The sequence below is a fragment of the Aeromonas sp. R5-3 genome (assembly GCF_040908225.1).
GTDB lineage: Bacteria > Pseudomonadota > Gammaproteobacteria > Enterobacterales > Aeromonadaceae > Aeromonas > Aeromonas dhakensis.
This window is the reverse complement of record NZ_JBFODH010000018.1, coordinates 76,675-93,706: the sequence shown is the minus strand read 5'-3', so window position 1 is coordinate 93,706 and position 17,032 is coordinate 76,675. Positions and strand designations below refer to the sequence as shown.

Below are 17,032 nucleotides of genomic sequence, written 5' to 3'. Positions count from 1 at the left end.
ATCCTACTTGTTGACCGGGGCATTGGCCGGCGCCTGGGCAGACGGCGCAGCGGCGCCCTGTTCAGCCGGCGCCACGACAACCCCGGGTTTTACCTTTTGCAGGCCGGCGACGATAACCCGCTCACCCGCCTTGAGACCGGATTCCACCACCCAGTCGCTGCCGACGATGCGGCCCAGCTGCACTTCACGCAGCTCCACCTTGTTGTCCGCCGTCACCACCATCACGGTAGCGCCGCCTTTCGGGGTACGGGTCACCGCGGTCTGCGGCACCAACAGCCCTTCGGCGCGCTCGCCCTCCTGCAGGGTGGCACGCATGAACATGCCGGGCAGCAGCAGCTGATGAGGGTTGGGGACGATCACCCGCAGGGTCACCATGCCGGTGGTCTCATCCACGGTCACGTCGGAGAACTGCAGCGAGCCCTCTTCCCCATAGGTGGAGCCATCTTCCAGCTGGAAGCTCACCCGGGCGCCTTTCTGCTCGTCCTGGGTCAGCTTGCCGGCCGCCACCTGGCGCTTGAGGCGCAGCAGATCGGCGGTGGACTGGCGCACGTCCACATACATGGGATCGAGCTGCTGGATGGAGGTGAGGCTGTCGGCCTGCTGGGCCGTCACCAGCGCCCCCTCGGTCACCGCAGACTTGCCGATGCGACCGCTGATGGGGGCCGTGATGCGGGTGTAGGCCAGGTTGATGTTGGCGCTCTGCAGCGCCGCCTTGGCGGCACCGATTTCGGCCAGCTGCTGCTTCCAGGCTGCATCGGCGTCGTCATACTCCTGGCTGCTGATGGCCTTCACCTTCACCAGCTCGGCATAGCGCTTGGCCTTGAGGCGGGCGCTCTGCTCGTTGGCCTGCGCCTTGGCCAGATTGGCCTTGGCACTGGCGACGGCGGCCTGATAGACGGCGGGGTCGATCTGGTACAGCAGCTGACCGGCCTTGACGTCGCTGCCCTCGGTAAAGAGGCGCTTGAGAATGATGCCGCTCACCTGGGGGCGCACCTCGGCGACCCGCAGCGGGGCGCTGCGGCCAGTCAGCTCGGTGGTGAGCTGCAACGGCGCCGTATGCAAGGTGACGACATCCACCGCGGCCGGCGGCATCGCACCGGGTCCTTGCTGGGCGGGGCCCTGTTCGCCGCAAGCGGTCAGCAGACCGCTCGCCAGCAGCGCAAGGCCGACTGAACGTGCGAGAATATGTTTATGCATGAAAAACCTGAGCCTCTGTCTATCAATGAAAAACCACAGGGTTTATAGGACCCGGTTGGTAAAATTGGAAAGATGAGGCAATATACATACATTCATAAATGTATGTAAGTGACTTTTTTTACTTTTACAAGGTGCGCAGAGAGATGGCCAGAAGAACCAAAGAAGAGGCGCAGCAGACCCGCTGCCATATCATGAGTACGGCCCTGGATCTGTTCTGCTCACAAGGCCTGGCCAAGACCAGCCTGACCGACATCGCCAGGGCCGCCGAGCTGACCCGGGGCGCCATTTACTGGCATTTCAAGAACAAGGAAGAGCTGTTCGTCTCCCTCTGGGAGGAGCTCTGCCAGCCCCTCTCCCACCAGCTCGATGCCTGCGTCTCCGAGCAGGAGCCTGACCCCCTCGGCAAGCTGCGCAGCTTCCTCAAAGGGGTGATCATCAAGATAAGCACCGAACCCGCCCATCAGCAGATGTTCACCATACTGTTCAACCTGGAGTCGCTGGAGGGAGAGGCCATCTCACTGCGCGAGCACATGCGCAGCCAGTCCAACAACTTCTTCCGGGATCTGGAGATCACCTTGGGCAATGCGGTGCGCCTCGGCCAGCTGCCGCGGGAGCTGGATCTGCAGCGGGCAGCCACCCTGCTGCACTGCACCCTGGATGGCTACATCATCAACTGGCTGCACTTCCCGGATCGCATCGACTTGCGCCAGGAGGCCGACTTTGTGCTGGACAACCTGTTCGCCCTGATCGCCCAGTCCGGCGGCCCGGCCACCCGCCGCACCTGACTCACAACCGCTCAGCACGGGTCCATTGGCCGGCGCAGGCACTCCCCAGTTCCCTCCCCTTCCTTTGGCGCCCCGGCGCCAAATTGGCTCAAATTTGCTATAGTCACGCCCCCGAAATTGAGTTGCGCCCCAGAGCAAAGGTGCCCGCCATGTCCCGTTCGTCTCCCCATTGCCCGCCGATGTCCCTTGCCACCCCCTCAGCCGACCCACTGTCCGTCGCGCGTCAGCAGTTTCTGGCCTTGCTCCATTGTGGTGCCCATCTGCTGGAGGCGGGCTGCGGTGAAGGCGACGATCTCTGCTTCTTTCGCCAGCAGGGGCTGGTGGTGACGGCCTTCGATGCCCGCCTGACGCAGGCCAAGGTAGCCTCGCGGCGCAGCGGTCAGCCGGTACGGGTATGCCGCATCGATCAGCTGCGCAGTGTGGTGCCCTATGACGGCATCTGGGCGCGCGGGGCATTGCCGCTGCTCGCGGCCAGCGAGCTCAGCGACGCGCTGGCGCACCTGGCTGGCCTGCTCAAGCCTGCCGGGCCGCTCTACTGCGCCTTTCCCCACCCCAGTGGCCAGCCGGCCTCCAACGACGGCACGCCTGAAGCCGCCTCTCCCTTAGCCGAAGATCGCCTCTCCCGACTCGATGAGGAGGGGCTGCGCCGGCTCATCGCCCCGCTGCCGCTGCAACTGCAGCAGTGCTGGGAGAGCGAGCGGACGGATGGCCGCTGGCTGCACGCCCTGCTGCTTCGCAGCTGAAGGGCCGCACCAAATTAATCACCCGCAGCACTTCGCGATCGCCTGGCCAGTGGCTATCACCACCATGATCACATTTAACAATATTTAACTCGACATTAACGCACCTACGACAGACATGATGCGGATTTTGTGTTAAAAAGCGGCATTAAAATCAAAATTAAATAACAAATCAGACACTAACACCTGGATTTACTTATGAAACTTGTCCTCAAACTGGTTGCCGGCATCCTCGCCGGTCTCTTGCTCGGTCTCTACGCCCCTGAATGGGTCGCACGCGTGCTGTTTACGGCCAAGACAGTCATAGGTCAGCTGATCACCTTCACCATTCCGCTCATCATCCTCTTCTTCATCATGAGCGGCATCGCCAGCCTGCCGAAGAACTCCGGCAAGCTGCTGGGCAAGACGGTCGCCCTCTCCTACTGCTCCACCATACTGGCCGGCCTGTTCGCCTTTACCGTGGCCAGCAACCTGATCCCGCGTCTGACCAGCGCCGCCGAGTCCACCGCCGAGAGCGCCATCAAGCTCACCTCCTACATCAATCTGGAGATCCCGCCGCTGTTCGGGGTGATGTCGGCACTGGCCGCCGCCTTCGTGTTCGGCATCGGCATCAGCGCCACCCAGGCCACCGATCTGCGCCGGGTCGCCGATCAGGGCCGCGACATTATCGACCGCCTGCTGGCCAAGGTGATCATCCCGCTGCTGCCGTTCTACATCGCCGGCGTCTTCGTCGAGATGACGGTGGAAGGCACCGTGTTTGCCACCCTGAAGACCTTTGGCGTGGTGCTGGTGATGGCCATCATCATGCACTGGCTCTGGCTCTCCGTGCTGTTCGTTGGCACCGGTCTGGCCTTGGGCCGCTCCCCGGCCCAGCTCATCAAGAACATGCTGCCGGCCTACTTCACCGCCCTTGGCACCATGTCCAGCGCCGCCACCATCCCGGTCGCCCTGCAGGCCAGCAAGAACAACGGCGTGAGCGCCGGCATCGCCAACTTCACCGTGCCGCTGTGCGCCACCATTCACCTGTGTGGCTCCACCATCACCCTGGTGACCTGCGCCACCGCCGTGATGTTCCTCTCCGAGCATCTGGCCATCCCGGGCATCGGCACCATGCTGCCCTTCATCATGATGCTGGGTGTCATCATGATTGCCGCCCCGGGTGCCCCGGGTGGTGGCGTCATGTCCGCATTGGGACTGCTCACCTCCATGCTGGGGTTCGGTGAGGCCTCCATCGCCCTGATGATCGCCCTCTACCTGGCCCAGGACAGCTTCGGTACCGCCTGCAACGTCACCGGCGACGGCGTGATTGCCCTGTGGGCCGACCGTTTCGCCCAGAGCGGCGAACCAGCCCTCAGCACCGAGCAAGACGCGGCCTGATAGAGCAAGCAGATAAAAAAACGGGAGCCGATGGCTCCCGTTTTTTGTTGACGCTCAGCGCTAATCAACCGCGGCGGCGGATCACCCCCTCCTGCGCCGTGCTCGCCACCAGCACCCCGTCGCGGGTGAAGAACTGGCCGCGCACCAGGCCACGACCGGCGCTGGCACTCGGGCTGTCCACCACGTAGAGCAGCCAGTCGTCCAGCCGGAAGTCTCGGTGGAACCACATGGAGTGATCGATGGTGGCCACCTGCATGTCCGGCTCCCAGTACGACACCCCGTGGGGCTGCAGGGCGGTGAACAGGAAGTGGAAGTCGGAGGCGTAGGCCAGCAGGTATTTGTGCACCCGCTGATCGTCCGGCATCTGGCCATTGGCCTTGAACCAGACGTGGCGCACCGGCTCATGCACGTCGGGGCGGATCGGGTCGACCAGGGTCACCGGGCGAATTTCGATGGGCTTCTCGCACATGATCTTGTCGCGCAGGGCGGGCGGGATCTGCTGCTCGTAGGGGCGCACCAGCTCCAGTTCGCTCTTGAGCTGCTCGGGGGGCGTGATCCCCTCCGGCATGGCGATCTGGTGTTCAAACCCCTCGGCCTCGACCTGGAAGGAGGCGTTGAGATAGAAGATGGGCTTGCCGCCCTGAATGGCCTTGACCCGGCGGGTGGAGACGGTCTGACCGTCGCGGATGTTCTCCACGTCGTAGACGATGGGACGGTTGGCATCGCCGGGGCGCAGGAAGTAGGAGTGGAAGCTGTGCACCTGGCGATCGCTGGCCACCGTCTGCTTGGCGGCTGACAAGGCCTGCCCCATTACCTGTCCACCAAACACGGCCCGCAGACCGAGATCCTGGCTCTGGCCCCGAAACAGGCCCTCCTCGATTTTCTCGAGCGCCAGCAACGCCAGCAGCTCATCAAGTACCTTGCTCATTATTATCTCCTGTGTCAGTGCCGGAAGGCTAACAAGCCCGCCCTTGCCGGGCAACCACCCCCGCCCCCGCCAGTCGCCTGCCTGACCCCATTAATTCAGCAATCATGCACACTGAACAATAACGGACGCAACAGGCGCCAACGAAAGGCCCGCCGAAGAGGCGGGCCTTTTACAGTGCGACTGGGCGCTTACTTGCTGCCGGTGCCGGAGTTGCGGGTCGAGGCTTGCGGCTTGCGACGGGCGGTAGTGGCACGGGCACGCGGCTCCTTGCCCTGCATCTCCTTGTGGCGCTTGACGGCGCGACGGATCTGGGCGGCCTGCTTGTGGCGGCTGGCCTTGCCATCCTGCTGCAGATCGACCTTGGACTCGGTCTCCGGTGGCAGGTTGACCAGGCCGCGCAGGTAGTTCACCTCGGGCAGTTTCAGCTCCTGCCAGCCGCCGCGCGGGATGCCGCGATCCAGCTTGACGTCGCCGTAGCGAATACGCATCAGGCGGCTCACCTGCACTTCCTGGGACTCCCACAGGCGGCGCACTTCACGGTTGCGACCCTCGGTCAGGGTAACGTTGAACCACTGGTTCAGACCTTCACCGCCGGCCGGCTTGATCTTGTTGAACTTGGCCATGCCATCTTCCAGCTGCACGCCCTTGCGCAGGCGCTGCAGCATGGCTTCGGTGATCTCGCCAAACACGCGCACCGCGTATTCCCGCTCCACTTCGTGGCTCGGGTGCATCAGCCGGTTGGCCAGCTCACCGTCGGTGGTGAACAGCAACAGACCTGAGGTGTTGACGTCGAGGCGGCCGACCGCGATCCAGCGGGCCCCTTCCATCTTGGGCAGACGATCAAACACGGTGGGACGACCTTCCGGATCGTGACGGGTACACATCTCCCCTTCCGGCTTGTGGTAAGCCAGCACGCGGCAGATCACTTCCTCTGCGGCGCGGGTCTTGACCTGGTGACCATCCACCCGGATCACGGCGTTCACTTCGACGCGATCCCCCAGTGTGGCGACCTTGCCATCCACACTGACCCGACCTGCGGTGATCAGGGCCTCCATCTCACGACGGGAGCCGTGACCCGCGCGGGCCAACACTTTTTGCAGTTTTTCACTCATCGGGGTTACCTGATTGTTGATCGCTGCCCGTCTCTGCCAACGTCAGAGTGGACAACGAGAGTTGCAGTTCGGGATCAAGCTCGGGGAGCTGCTCCAGACTCTGCAGATTAAAATAATCCAGAAATTCTCGGGTGGTGGCGAGCAGCTCGGGGCGACCCACCACCTCCTTGTGACCTATGCTGCGCACCCAGCCACGTTCTTTCAGGGTATTCACTATCTGGCTCGAGACCGCCACCCCACGGATGGCTTCGATCTCGGCCCGGGTGATGGGCTGACGATAGGCGATCAACGTCAGCGTCTCCATCACGGCGCGCGAATAGCGCGGGGCCCGCTCGCTCCAGAGCCGCGAGAGCTCCTCGGCGTACTCCTGGCGGGCCTGAAAGCGCCAGCCGGAGGCGACCTCCTTGAGCTCCACCCCCCGCTCGCTGTAATCCTGTTTGAGCTCCGCCAGCAGCAGCTGCACGTAGCGGCTGGTGACCGGGTAGTCCGCCAGCACGCTGCTCTTGAGCTCGCTGACGTTGAGCGGGCGCCCGGCAACGAACAGCGCCGCTTCGATCAGCGTCTTGAGTCGTTCAGCCGGCAGCGCCATGGTTCGCTCCTCGCATTATCGGCCGCAGTCGTTCAGTGGGCAGCGCCACGCTCGCTCTCCTCATGCTGGCCAGCCAGGGCAAAGTGAATGGGCCCCAGGGGTTCCGCCTGCAGGATCCAGATCAGCTGCTCCTTGCAGAGCTCCAGCAAGGCCAGAAACGTCACCAGTACCCCCATGCGCCCCTCTTCGGCGCGCAGCACCTGCTCCAGGCGCAGGGTCTGGCCCAGCGAGAGCATGGCGAGGATCTCCGCCATGCGCACCCGGGTCGGGATCTGCTCGCGGCGGATCTGGTGATGTTCAAAATGAGTCGCGCGTTTTACCACACTTTGCATGTAAAGGGCGAGCTCAACCAGCGAAACATCGGGCGCCAGTGGTTTGAGATCGCCAAAATCCGGCGCCATGGCGCTGGCGACAAAGATCTCCCGCTCCAGCCTCGGCAACTCGTTGACCCGCTCCGCCCCCACCTTGTAGCGCTCGTACTCCTGCAGCCGGCGGATGAGGGTGACGCGGGGGTCTTCCCCCTCCTCTTCGTCCTCCAGCTCCGGCGCCTTGGGCAGCAGCATGCGGGATTTGATCTCCGCCAGCCAGGCCGCCATCAGCAGGTACTCGGCTGCCAGCTCCAGATTGAGCCCCTGCATCAGCTCCACGTACTCCATGTACTGGGCGGTGATCTGCAGGATCGGCAGGTTGAGGATGTCGAGCTGCTGGCGCCGGATGAGGTAGAGCAACAGATCGAGCGGCCCCTCGAAGGTATCGAGAAACACCTCCAGCGCATCGGGCGGGATGAACAAGTCCTGGGGCAGCTCATGGTAGGGCTGCCCCAGCACCCGGGCGATGGGAGAGAGCGCCGACGGCCCCTCCTCACCAGCCTCGGCGGGCAGTTGGGCGGCCGTCATGACGACCGGTTCGACCGTATCACTCAAACGGGGTCGGATCCCCGGCACCACGCCGACGCAGCACGGGTTCATCGTCGGAGAAGTCCACCACTGTGGTGGGCTGCTCGCCCAGATAACCGCCGTTGACTACCAGATCCAGCTGTTTGCCCAGCTTGTCGAAGATCTCCTCCGGGTCAAACTCCGCCATGTCAGATTCCGGCAGGATCAGGGTGGTGGAGAGCAGCGGCTCGCCGAGGGCCTCCAGCAGCGCCTGGGCAATCTTGTTGTCCGGTACCCGGATGCCGATGCTCTTCTTCTTCTCGTTCATCAGGCGGCGCGGCACCTCTTTGGTGGCCTTGAAGATGAAGGTGTAGGGGCCGGGGGTGTTGTTCTTGATCAGGCGAAACGCACTGTTGTCCACCTTGGCGTAGGTGGAGATCTCGGAGAGATCGCGGCACACCAGGGTGAAGTCGTGGTTGGGATCGATGCGGCGGATGCGGCAGATGCGCTCCAGCGCGCCCTTGTCACCCATCTGGCAACCCAGCGCATAACCCGAATCGGTGGGATAGACGATGACGCCGCCATTCTGGATGATCTGCACCGCCTGGCTGATCAGACGGGCCTGGGGATTTTCCGGGTGTACGTAAAAGTGCTGACTCATGACTCGTTCTCGCAATGGGGGCAGCAATCTCTGCCCGCTTGATGGCCGCGAAGCCGGGCTTCACGACACTACCTTACTCTGTTTGGCACCCGTTGGCGCCCTGCAACTCCGGGACGGTTACCGGCTCGCCAGCAACTCTGCGTGTTGCTCAGTGGTAAGCCCGAAGTAACCGGGATACGCCAGTCATAAATATGGCCATACCCTCTTGTCAGGTGTGTTCCATATTTCGCAAATGCTGTTACCGGCTCGCCAGCAACTCTGCGTGTTGCTCGGTGGTAAGCCCAAAGTGACCGGGATACGCCAACCATACCGGCATCCCCTCCTTGGGCAACCAGAGGTGGCGACCCAGCTCGGTCCAGTTGGAGGGGAAGTGAAAATCCGACCCCACCGAGATGTAGAGGTCGTGCTCTTTGGCCCACTGGCCGAGATTCGCCCGCTCCTGCGGGCTCTGCTGGGGCAGGGAGACCTCCATGGCATCGCCGCCTGCTGCCTTGAAGGCTACCAGCAGCCGCTTGATCCACTTGGCGGTGAGATCGTAGCGGCTCGGGTGGGCCAGCACCGCCAGGCCACCGGCGCCGTGAATGGCGCTGATCGCCTCGCCCATCTCGGGCCACTCGGCCGGCACATAGCCCTTGTTGCCCCGGCTCAGGTACTTTTTGAATACCTTCTGCATGTTGTCGGCCACCCCGCGCGCCACCAGCACCCGGGCAAAGTGGGCCCGGGTCACGGCGGCATCGCCAGCAAGCTGCTTGGCCTCTTCATAGGTGCCGGGAATGAGACACTTCTCCAGACGACGCCCTATTTCCTGGGCGCGCGCTTCGCGACGAGCCTGTTGGCCGACCAAAAAATCGGTGAGCGCCACATTTTTTTCATCCACCCCCAGCGCCACGATATGGATCTCGTGATGCTCCCAGCCGGTGGAGATCTCGACCCCGCTCACCAGCCGCAGCGGCAGTTGCTCATTCTCGATGGTGCGGCGCACCTCATCAAGCCCGGCAAGGGTATCGTGGTCAGTAACTGCTAACACCTCGACCTGTTTGTCGGCGGCGCGGCGCACCAGTTCGGTGGGGCTCAGCACCCCGTCCGAGGCCGTGGAATGGCAGTGTAGATCGAATCTCATCAGATTATTCCGCTCTCGTGGTCAGGTCACCATGGGTACACATTCGGTGAAAGAAGGCTAAAAAGCGACTTGACTTGGCCGCGGCTTTATCGTTTTCTGTAGGCACTTCATTGCAAACATCTTTTTACAGGACTTTATCATGCAAACGACTTCCATCCTGACCATCTGGTGGTGGCACACTCCCTGACATGCGGGCGTGTGGTCGTTGCTGTACCTGTAAATCTGACAGCAAATAAAGAACCCAAAGAAAAAGCCCGCTGACCCCAGCGGGCTTTTTTATTATCCGGCAAATGGACCTGTGATGAAACCGAGAATTCAGACAAGCAAGCTGACCTGGCGATGGCGCCCCTGAACCAGCCACCCCAGACCCATTAAATTTTCAAGGAATTCAACGTCATGAACATCGGTAAACAGCATCACACGCAAGGGAACGCACTATGACAGCCAGCCATCGCCTTCCTCTGGGTGAATTCGATACCCTCACCCTTAACGCCCCCTATGTGGCCGATCCGCTGGCACTCTACAGCGAGCTCTGCCAGGGTCGCCCCAACAACCTGCTGCTGGAATCGGTCGAGATCGACTCCAAGGCCGGCAAACAGAGCCTGCTGCTGGTGGACGCCTGCCTGCGCATCGAGTGCCGTGGCCGCACCGTGCGGGTGCGCAGCCTCAACGACAACGGCGCCCAGCTGCAGAGCCTGCTGGCCGAACGCCTGCCCGCCGCCGTTACCCAGAGCCTGGTGGCCGGCGAGCTGCAGCTCGACTTCCCGGCCTCCGATCGGGAGCAGGACGAAGACAGCCGTCTCAAGGGGATCAGCGTGCTGGACGTGCTGCGCACCCTGCAGCGGGAGCTTGATTGCCAGCTCGGCAAAGAGGCGCTCTTCATGGCCGGCAGCTTCGCCTACGACCTCATCGCCTCTTTTGAAGATCTGCCCGAGGTACCGGAGGGGAGCAACGACTGCCCCGACTACTGCTTCTACGTGGCCGAGACCCTGATCACCATCGACCACATCGCGCGCTCCACTGCGCTGCTCGCCTGCATCTTCGGCGGCGACAGCGACGAGAGCCGGGTGGAAGACAGATACCACCGCCTGAGCGAGCGTCTCGCCCAGTTCAAGCACGCCTGCCAGCAAGCCCCTGCACAGGCCCCGGCCACCCCGGCCCTCGCCGGCGGCATGAGCGTGGACAAGAGCGACAAGCAGTTCTGCGCCGAGGTGGAGAAACTCAAGGGCTTTATCCGCCGTGGCGACATCTTCCAGGTGGTGCCGTCACGCTGCTTCTCCCTGCCCTGCCCCAGCCCCATCGCCGCCTATCGCCGCCTCAAGCAGACCAACCCCAGCCCCTACATGTTCTACGTGCAGGACGAGGGCTTTACCCTGTTTGGCGCCTCGCCCGAGAGCGCGGTGAAATTCTGCGCCACCAGCCGCGACGTGGAGATGTACCCCATCGCCGGCACCCGCCGCCGCGGCTTCAACCCCGATGGCAGCATCAACCGGGATCTGGACGGCCGCATCGAGCTGGAACTGCGTCAGGACGAAAAAGAGGTGGCCGAACACCTGATGCTGGTGGATCTGGGCCGCAACGACATCGCCCGCATCTCGGAGCCCGGCACCCGCTACGTCAAGGAGCTGCTGAAAGTGGATCGCTACAGCCACGTGATGCATCTGGTCTCCAAGGTGGTCGGCACCTTGCGCTCTGACCTTGACGCCCTGCACGCCTATCAGGCCTGCATGAACATGGGCACCCTCACCGGCGCACCCAAGATCCGCGCCAGCGAGCTTATTCGCATGGTGGAAGGCAAGCGCCGCGGCAGCTACGGCGGCGCGGTCGGCTACATCAACGGCGCCGGCGAGATGGATACCTGCATCGTCATCCGCTCCGCCTTTGTCAAAGATGGCATTGCCCATGTGCAGGCCGGTGCCGGGGTGGTCTATGACTCCAAGCCGCAAGCCGAAGCGGACGAAACCCGCGCCAAGGCGGCCGCCGTGCTGGCCGCCATCGCTGCCAGCCATGGCACCTCCCTGCAAGCCCTGAGCGCCCAGCAGGAGCAACATAAGGACGTGAGCCATGACTAATATCTTCCTGCTCGACAACTTCGACTCCTTTACCTACAACCTCGTCGACCAGTTCCGCTCCCTCGGCTATCCGGTGCGGATCTACCGCAACAGCCTGCCGGCCAGCCGCATCATGAGCGAGATCGCCGCCTGTGAAGGAGACGCCGTGCTGGTGCTTTCACCGGGCCCGGGCGCCCCCCATGAAGCGGGTTGCCTCATCGACCTCATCAAGCTGGCTCGTGGTCAGGTGCCCATCCTCGGTATCTGCCTCGGTCATCAGGCCCTGTGCGAAGCCTACGGCGGCACCGTCGGCGCGGCAGGCGAGATCGTCCACGGCAAGCGCTCCCTGATTGAGCACAACGGCCACGGTGCCTTCGCCGGTCTGCCGAGCCCGCTGCCGGTGGCCCGCTACCACTCGCTGGTCGCCACCTATGTACCGGAAGAGCTGACGGTGATTGCCCACTATCAGGGCATGCCCATGGCCATCGAGCAGCAGGATGAGCGGGTGCTGGGTTTCCAGTTCCACCCGGAATCCATCATGACCTCGGAAGGGGCCCGCCTGCTGACCCAGGCGCTCGCCCATATCACCCGCCCAGAAAGCAGCGTGCGTTAAGGTAAGGAGACCAACATGCATCAACATCTCAACACCCTCTATCAGGGTCAGTCTCTGAGCCGTGAAAATACCCGCGACGCCTTCGGCCAAGTGGTACGTGGCGAAGTGGATCCCATCGTGCTCGCCAGTTTGCTGACCGCCCTCAAGATCAAGGGGGAGACCCCGGAGGAGATCGCCGGCGCCGCCGAGGCCTTGCTGGCGGAAGCGCGCGACTTCCCGCGTCCGGATTACGAGTTCTGCGATATCGTCGGCACCGGTGGCGATGGCCTCAACACCATCAACGTCTCCACCACCTCGGCGCTGGTCGCTGCCGCCTGCGGCCTGAAAGTGGCCAAGCACGGCAACCGCTCGGTCTCGAGCAAGTCGGGTTCGAGCGATCTGCTGGACAAAATGGGCATCAAGCTCGACATGAGCCCGGCCCAGGCGCGCCGCTGTCTGGACGAGCTCGGCATCTGCTTCCTGTTCGCCCCCCAGTACCACGCCGGGGTGCGCCACGCCATGCCGGTGCGTCAGGCCCTCAAGACCCGCACCCTGTTCAACGTGCTGGGGCCGCTTATCAACCCCGCTCGCCCCACCTATCAACTGATGGGGGTCTATGCCCCCGAGCTGGTGCGCCCCATCGCAGAAACCCTGCTGGCACTGGGGCTGAAAACCGGTATGGTGGTGCACGGTGCCGGGCTGGATGAGATTGCCATCCACGGCCCGACCCAGGTGGCCCAGATCCGTGACGGCGAGATCCGCGAGTTTCTGCTCACCCCGGCTGACTTTGGCCTCGAGACCTATCCGGTCAGCGCCATTCAGGGGGGAGAGCCTGAAGAGAACCGCGCCATCACCGCCGCCATTCTGGAAGGGCGTGGCACCCCGGCCCACAACGCCGCCATCGCCGCCAACGTGGCACCGCTGCTGCTGATGGCAGACAAGGCGACCGATCTCAAGAGCGCGGCGGCCGAGGTGCTGGCGGTACTGGCGAGCGGCAAGACGGCGGAGCTCGCCGCCCGGCTCGCCACCTTGAGTCATCAGGAGGCATGATGTCAGCCACGACTCTGCACAGCAGTCATTCAGAACGCCCGCAGGGCAAGAGCCAGCTTCGCAAGGATAACGAGATGTCAGACCTTATTGCCCCCCATGCTTTTCTGAACATGGCCTCCATCAGCCAGACCATTCTCGGCAAAATCGTGGCGGCCAAGCAGGAGTGGGTTGCCGCCCGCAAGCTGGCCCAGCCGCTGGCGAGCTTCCAGAGCGCGCTGACCCCAAGCGATCGGGATTTCGTTGGCGCGCTCAAGGCGGGCTCCACCCGCTTCATTCTGGAGTGCAAGAAGGCCTCCCCCTCCAAGGGCTTGATCCGCAACGACTTCAGCCCGGAGGCGATCGCCGACATCTATGGCAAATACGCCACCGCCATCTCGGTGCTGACCGACGAGAAGTTCTTTCAGGGGGATTTCGCCTTTTTGCCGCGGGTGCGCGGTCGCATATCGCAGCCGGTGCTCTGCAAGGATTTCATGATTGACCCCTATCAGGTCTATCTGGCCCGCCACTATCAGGCGGACGCCATCCTGCTGATGCTCTCGGTGCTCACCGACGAGGGCTATCGCGCCCTGTTCGCGGTGGCCAAAGAGCTGGGTCTTGGGGTGCTCACCGAGGTGAGCAATGAAGAGGAGCTGACCCGAGCCATCGCGCTGGGGGCGCCGGTGATCGGCATCAACAACCGGGATCTGCGGGACTTGAGCGTGGATCTGAACCGCACCAAACAGCTGGCCGCCATCCTGTCACAAAAAGCTCCGGCCGATCGGGTGGTGATCAGCGAGTCCGGCATCAACCACCGCGCCCAGGTGGCGGATCTGCGCCACCATGCCAAGGGCTTTCTGGTGGGCTCTTCCCTGATGGCCGAGCCGGATCTGGAGGCGGCGGTACGCAAGCTGGTACTGGGCCAGAACAAGGTGTGCGGCCTGACCCGCGCCGAGGATGCCGCCGCCGCCCATCAGGCAGGTGCGGTGTTCGGGGGTCTTATCTTTGTGGCCAAAAGCCCGCGCTATGTCGACATTCCCGCCGCCCGCGCCGTGATGGCGGGCGCGCCGCTCTCCTACGTCGGGGTATTTCGCAATGCCCAGCCCGCCACCCTCGTCAAGACGGTGGAGGCGCTTGGCCTCGCCGCGGTGCAGCTGCACGGGGATGAAGATGCCGCCTATATCGAGGGTCTGCGCGCACTGCTGCCGGCTGGCTGCCAGATCTGGAAAGCCGTAGGCGTCTCTCTCGGCAAAGAAAGCGGCGAACCGCTGCCCGCCCTCGACTATCCGGCGGATCGCCTGCTGCTCGATACCAAAGTAGGCAGCCAGAGCGGCGGCACCGGTCAGGCATTCGACTGGGCCCTGCTGGCCAATCTCGATAAAGCCAAGCTGATGCTGGCGGGCGGCCTTAACCCCGACAACGCCCTGCAAGCCGCGCAAGTGGGCTGCCTCGGCCTTGATTTCAACTCCGGGGTAGAGAGTGCACCGGGCCAGAAGGATGCGCACAAGCTGGCGGCTGCGTTTGCCGCCCTGCGCCAACTGTAAGCGCGCCCTGTGAGGCCACTACTGAATCGCTGTTTCGTAATTGATGTTCCGTTTTCGACTCAAGATACAAGGAAGAAACCATGACCCTGCTCAACCCGTTTTTTGGTGAATTTGGCGGCATGTACGTGCCCCAGATCCTCATCCCCGCCCTGCTCCAGCTGGAGAAGGCCTTTGTCGATGCCAAGGATGATCCGGCCTTTATCGCCGAGTTTCAGACCCTGCTGACCGAGTATGCCGGTCGTCCGACCCCGCTCACCCTGACCCGCAATCTGACCAAGGGCACCAAGACCCGCCTCTATCTGAAGCGTGAAGACCTGCTGCACGGCGGCGCCCACAAGACCAACCAGGTGCTGGGTCAGGCGCTGCTGGCCAAGCGGATGGGCAAGAGCGAGATCATCGCCGAGACCGGTGCCGGTCAGCATGGCGTGGCGACTGCGCTGGCTTGCGCCCTGCTCGGCCTCAAGTGCCGGGTCTACATGGGTGCCAAGGACTGCGAGCGCCAGAAGCCCAACGTCTTTCGCATGAAGCTAATGGGCGCCACCGTCATTCCGGTGCACTCAGGCTCGTCCACCCTGAAAGATGCCTGCAACGAGGCGCTGCGCGACTGGGCCGCCAACTACGAGTCGGCCCACTACCTGCTCGGCACCGCCGCCGGTCCGCACCCCTTCCCGACCATCGTGCGGGAGTTCCAGAAGATGATCGGCGAAGAGGCCAAGGCCCAGTGCTTCGAGAAGGAAGAGCGGCTGCCCGATGCGGTGATCGCCTGCGTTGGCGGCGGTTCCAATGCCATCGGCATGTTCGCGGACTTTATCGACAACCCTGAAGTGCGCCTGATCGGCGTCGAACCGGGCGGTCACGGCATCGAGAGCGGCGAGCACGGTGCGCCGCTCGGTCACGGCAGCAAGGGGGTCTTCTTTGGCATGCACTCCTACCTGATGCAAGACAATCAGGGCCAAATTCAGGAGTCCTACTCCGTCTCGGCGGGGCTGGATTTCCCCTCCGTCGGCCCACAACACGCCCACCTGGCCGCCATCGGCCGCGCCGAGTACCCCTCGGTGACCGACAAGGAGGCGCTGGACGCCTTCCAGGAGCTGGCCAAATCCGAAGGCATCATACCGGCGCTGGAGTCCTCCCACGCGTTGGCCCACGCCCTCAAGATGGCCCGCAGTGAACCGGAAAAAGAGCAGGTGCTCATCGTCAACCTCTCCGGCCGTGGCGACAAAGATATCTTCACCGTCGCTGACATCTTTGAAAAAGAAGGAACCTTGTCATGAACCGTTACGCACAACTCTTCTCCCGCCTGGACGAAGCCAATCAGGGCGCCTTTGTGCCGTTCGTGATGCTGGGTGACCCCACTCCCGAATTGTCGCTGGCCATCGTCGATGCGCTGGTCACAGGGGGCGCCGATGCCCTCGAGCTCGGCATTCCCTTCTCCGATCCGGTGGCGGATGGCCCCACCATTCAGGGCGCCGCTCTGCGGGCGTTTGCCAGCCACACCACCCCGGACGACTGCTTCGAGCTGCTCGGCCGCATCCGCACCAAGTACCCGCAGCTGCCCATTGGCCTGCTGGTCTACGCCAACCTGGTCTATGTGCGCAAAATTGACGGCTTCTATGAGAAGTGCCAGCAAGCAGGGGTGGACTCCGTGCTGGTGGCGGACGTGCCGGTGCAGATGTGCGCCCCCTACAAAGCGGCTGCCGACAAGTTCGGCATCGACAGCATCTTTATCGCCCCGCCCAATGGCGACGCCGAGACCCTGAAACAGGTGGCGGAGCTCGGCAATGGTTACACCTATCTGGTGAGCCGCGCCGGCGTGACCGGTGCCGAGACCAAGGCCGGCATGCCGGTGGAGGGCCTCATCAATACCCTGCGCGAGTTCAATGCCCCCCCCGCCCTGCTCGGCTTTGGCATCAGCGAACCGGCTCAGGTGCGTGAAGCCATCGCCGCCGGCGCCGCCGGCGCCATCTCCGGCTCCGCCGTGGTAAAGATCATCGAGACCCACCACCAGAACCCGGAGCATATGCTGACCCGTCTGAAAGAGTTTGTGGAAGGGATGAAGGCAGCGACCAATCGATAAGGGGCGGCATTAGTCAAATGCCATTGACCGTGAGCGCGGAAAGGGAGCCTGATAGGCTCCCTTTCTATTTCCTGCTTGTTGCCGCTCACAGCGTCTTTGTCCCCTCTCCCCTTGGGAGAGGGTCAGGGTGAGGGAACCCATAATCCCGCGGCGTTATCGAATCGTAGGTTCGAATAGCGCAGCGTATTCGGACGTTCGCGATCCGGGCGGAGTTAATACGAACGCCCGAGCCGGCAGATATTCCTGATGGCATGGCTTTGCCACGCTGGATGCGAGGGCTCCGCCCTCGACGGGGTTTCGCCCGCCCTTCGGGCCTGGGCGAGTGACTTTGGAAAGACCCAAAGTCACCAAAAGTCTT

16 protein-coding genes are annotated in these 17,032 nt (G+C 63.2%); 9 read left to right on the top strand and 7 right to left on the bottom strand.

What is annotated here, in order from left to right:
* Positions 1-3 precede the first annotated feature (3 nt).
* Complete coding sequence (locus AB5Y95_RS08785; RefSeq protein ID WP_017782277.1) at positions 4-1,197, bottom strand: efflux RND transporter periplasmic adaptor subunit; 1,194 nt, start codon at positions 1,195-1,197, stop codon at positions 4-6.
* 143 nt (positions 1,198-1,340) lie between these two features.
* Here AB5Y95_RS08785 and AB5Y95_RS08780 point away from each other — a divergent pair, with 143 nt between their 5' ends.
* The 3 genes from AB5Y95_RS08780 (at position 1,341) to AB5Y95_RS08770 (ending at position 4,099) form a co-directional block, all read left to right on the top strand.
* Entirely contained in the window at positions 1,341-1,982 is a 642-nt protein-coding gene (locus AB5Y95_RS08780; RefSeq protein WP_041203640.1) for a TetR family transcriptional regulator, read from the top strand.
* Between the two features lie 239 nt (positions 1,983-2,221).
* Positions 2,222-2,725 (top strand): class I SAM-dependent methyltransferase, encoded by a 504-nt coding sequence (locus tag AB5Y95_RS08775; protein WP_368160780.1) that lies wholly within the window; start codon positions 2,222-2,224, stop codon positions 2,723-2,725.
* 195 nt (positions 2,726-2,920) lie between these two features.
* The gene (locus tag AB5Y95_RS08770) at positions 2,921-4,099 is read left to right on the top strand and encodes a dicarboxylate/amino acid:cation symporter (protein ID WP_065016974.1); all 1,179 of its coding nucleotides are present in this window, start codon (positions 2,921-2,923) and stop codon (positions 4,097-4,099) included.
* 64 nt (positions 4,100-4,163) lie between these two features.
* On the opposite strand, the gene tesB is transcribed toward AB5Y95_RS08770, so the two are convergent.
* The 6 genes from tesB to AB5Y95_RS08740 all read right to left on the bottom strand — a co-directional run bounded on the left by tesB (position 4,164) and on the right by AB5Y95_RS08740 (position 9,384).
* Positions 4,164-5,027 (bottom strand): acyl-CoA thioesterase II, encoded by an 864-nt coding sequence (gene tesB, locus AB5Y95_RS08765; RefSeq protein ID WP_368160623.1) that lies wholly within the window; start codon positions 5,025-5,027, stop codon positions 4,164-4,166.
* A 188-nt stretch (positions 5,028-5,215) separates the two neighbouring features.
* Complete coding sequence (rluB, locus tag AB5Y95_RS08760) at positions 5,216-6,139, bottom strand: 23S rRNA pseudouridine(2605) synthase RluB (RefSeq protein WP_005302885.1); 924 nt, start codon at positions 6,137-6,139, stop codon at positions 5,216-5,218.
* Positions 6,132-6,728 carry an SMC-Scp complex subunit ScpB gene (gene scpB / locus AB5Y95_RS08755; RefSeq protein ID WP_368160620.1) on the bottom strand — a complete coding sequence of 199 codons (597 nt, stop codon included), beginning with the start codon at positions 6,726-6,728 and terminating at the stop codon, positions 6,132-6,134. Before scpB ends, rluB begins: the two co-directional genes overlap by 8 nt.
* A gap of 32 nt (positions 6,729-6,760) precedes the next feature.
* Positions 6,761-7,696 carry a ScpA family protein gene (locus tag AB5Y95_RS08750; protein WP_368160617.1) on the bottom strand — a complete coding sequence of 312 codons (936 nt, stop codon included), beginning with the start codon at positions 7,694-7,696 and terminating at the stop codon, positions 6,761-6,763.
* Positions 7,644-8,264 carry an L-threonylcarbamoyladenylate synthase gene (locus AB5Y95_RS08745; RefSeq protein WP_005302891.1) on the bottom strand — a complete coding sequence of 207 codons (621 nt, stop codon included), beginning with the start codon at positions 8,262-8,264 and terminating at the stop codon, positions 7,644-7,646. The genes AB5Y95_RS08750 and AB5Y95_RS08745 overlap by 53 nt, the downstream gene beginning before the upstream one ends.
* 238 nt (positions 8,265-8,502) lie before the next feature.
* Positions 8,503-9,384 carry a PHP domain-containing protein gene (locus tag AB5Y95_RS08740; protein WP_368160614.1) on the bottom strand — a complete coding sequence of 294 codons (882 nt, stop codon included), beginning with the start codon at positions 9,382-9,384 and terminating at the stop codon, positions 8,503-8,505.
* Positions 9,385-9,821: 437 nt separating this feature from the next.
* Here AB5Y95_RS08740 and AB5Y95_RS08735 point away from each other — a divergent pair, with 437 nt between their 5' ends.
* The 6 genes from AB5Y95_RS08735 to trpA all read left to right on the top strand — a co-directional run bounded on the left by AB5Y95_RS08735 (position 9,822) and on the right by trpA (position 16,674).
* Positions 9,822-11,456: an anthranilate synthase component 1 gene (locus tag AB5Y95_RS08735; protein ID WP_368160612.1), complete on the top strand. Its 1,635-nt coding sequence runs from the start codon at positions 9,822-9,824 to the stop codon at positions 11,454-11,456.
* Positions 11,449-12,048, top strand: a complete 600-nt coding sequence (locus AB5Y95_RS08730; RefSeq protein WP_005359135.1) for an aminodeoxychorismate/anthranilate synthase component II — start codon at positions 11,449-11,451, stop codon at positions 12,046-12,048. Before AB5Y95_RS08735 ends, AB5Y95_RS08730 begins: the two co-directional genes overlap by 8 nt.
* A 15-nt stretch (positions 12,049-12,063) precedes the next feature.
* Positions 12,064-13,077, top strand: a complete 1,014-nt coding sequence (gene trpD / locus AB5Y95_RS08725; RefSeq protein WP_368160609.1) for an anthranilate phosphoribosyltransferase — start codon at positions 12,064-12,066, stop codon at positions 13,075-13,077.
* Positions 13,077-14,597, top strand: coding sequence for a bifunctional indole-3-glycerol-phosphate synthase TrpC/phosphoribosylanthranilate isomerase TrpF (trpCF, locus tag AB5Y95_RS08720; protein ID WP_368160606.1), 1,521 nt, complete (start codon positions 13,077-13,079; stop codon positions 14,595-14,597). The genes trpD and trpCF overlap by 1 nt, the downstream gene beginning before the upstream one ends.
* 80 nt (positions 14,598-14,677) lie before the next feature.
* Positions 14,678-15,871, top strand: a complete 1,194-nt coding sequence (trpB, locus tag AB5Y95_RS08715; RefSeq protein WP_128836189.1) for a tryptophan synthase subunit beta — start codon at positions 14,678-14,680, stop codon at positions 15,869-15,871.
* Positions 15,868-16,674 (top strand): tryptophan synthase subunit alpha, encoded by an 807-nt coding sequence (trpA, locus tag AB5Y95_RS08710; RefSeq protein ID WP_368160603.1) that lies wholly within the window; start codon positions 15,868-15,870, stop codon positions 16,672-16,674. The genes trpB and trpA overlap by 4 nt, the downstream gene beginning before the upstream one ends.
* The last annotated feature ends 358 nt before the right edge of the window (positions 16,675-17,032 follow it).